A 1,916-nucleotide genomic window follows, 5' to 3' on the forward strand; every position below is an offset into this window, starting at 1 on the left:
GTTGCGTCTGCGTTACCTAGTACATCACGCGCATCCGCAATTGCCTCTTCCAACGCCGCTTTTTCTTCTGCCCTTGTCCATTCTTCGCTTGAATCAACGTCTGCACCGTCTGTCGATACTGCTACGAAAGTTTCTTCTGCTGCTGTAATCGCACCCGTTAACGCATCTTTATCCACTTCACCTGGTTCGACTGGCGTGCCGCCTTCTTCTTTCGTTCCGGCTTGCTTCGCTTCGTTATACGTTGCTACCGCTTCTTCTAACGCTTCTTTCGCTGCGTCTACTTCTTCTTGCGTTGCGTCTGCGTTATTTAGCACGTCACGCGCATCTGCAATTGCGTCTTCTAACGCCGCTTTTTCTTCTGCCGTTGTCCACTCGTTACTTGGATCAACGTCTGCACCATCTGTCGATACTGCTACGAAGGCTTCTTCCGCTGCTGTAATCGCACCCGTTAACGCATCTTTATCCACTTCACCTGGTTCGACTGGCGTGCCGCCTTCTTCTTTCGTTCCTGGTTTCTTAGCATCTTCGTACGCTGCTACTGCTTCTTCTAACGCTTCTTTCGCTGCATCCACTTCTTCTTGCGTTGCGTCTGCGTTACCTAGTACATCACGCGCTTCCGCAATTGCGTCTTCCAACGCCGCTTTTTCTTCTGCCGTTGTCCACTCGTCACTTGGATCAACGTCTGCACCGTCTGTCGATACTGCTACGAAGACTTCTTCCGCTGCTGTAATCGCACCCGTTAATGCGTCTTTATCCACTTCACCTGGTTCGACTGGCGTGCCGCCTTCTTCTTTCGTTCCTGGTTTCTTCGCATCTTCGTACACCGCTACCGCTTCTTCTAATGCTTCTTTCGCTGCATCCACTTCTTCTTGCGTTGCGTCTGCGTTACCTAGTACATCACGCGCTTCTGCAATTGCCTCTTCCAACGCCGCTTTTTCTTCTGCCGTTGTCCATTCTTCGCTTGGATCAACGTCTGCACCGTCTGTCGATACTGCTACGAAGGACTCTTCCGCTGCTGTAATCGCACCCGTTAACGCGTCTTTATCCACTTCACCCGGTTCGACTGGCGTGCCGCCTTCTTCTTTCGTTCCTGGTTTCTTCGCATCTTCGTACGCTGCTACTGCTTCTTCTAACGCTTCTTTCGCTGCGTCCACTTCTTCTTGCGTTGCGTCTGCGTTACCTAGCACATCACGCGCTTCTGCAATTGCGTCTTCCAACGCCGCTTTTTCTTCTGCCGTTGTCCACTCGTCGCTTGGATCAACGTCTGCACCGTCTGTCGATACTGCTACGAAAGTTTCTTCTGCTGCTGTAATCGCACCCGTTAACGCATCTTTATCCACTTTACCTGGGTCGACTGGCGTGCCGCCTTCTTCTTTCGTTCCTGGTTGCTTCGCTTCGTTATACGTTGCTACCGCTTCTTCTAACGCTTCTTTCGCTGCATCCACTTCTTCTTGCGTTGCGTCTGCGTTATTTAATACGTCACGTGCTTCCGCAATTGCGTCTTCTAATGCCGCTTTTTCTTCTTCCGTTGTCCATTCTTCGCTTGGATCAACGTCTGCACCGTCTGTCGATACTGCTACGAAGGCTTCTTCCGCTGCTGTAATCGCATCTTCTAATGCTTGCGTATCTGGTGCTGTTGGTGTCTCTCCACCATTTTCTTCTTTCGTTCCAGCTTGCTTCGCTTCGTTATACGTTGCTACCGCTTCTTCTAACGCTTCTTTCGCTGCATCCACTTCTTCTTGCGTTGCGTCTGCGTTACCTAGTACATCACGCGCATCCGCAATTGCGTCTTCTAATGCCGCTTTTTCTTCTGCCGTTGTCCACTCGTTACTTGGATCAACGTCTGCACCGTCTGTCGATACTGCTACGAAGGCTTCTTCCGCTGCTGTAATCGCACCCGTTAACGCGTCTTTATC

1 pseudogene is annotated in these 1,916 nt (G+C 50.9%); it reads right to left on the bottom strand.

Annotated features, from left to right (window positions below):
• Positions 1-1,916: pseudogene (locus A6K76_RS16115) on the bottom strand (FIVAR domain-containing protein); the annotation flags it as partial.

The organism is Caryophanon latum (genome assembly GCF_001700325.1).
In the GTDB taxonomy this organism is placed as follows: domain Bacteria; phylum Bacillota; class Bacilli; order Bacillales_A; family Planococcaceae; genus Caryophanon; species Caryophanon latum.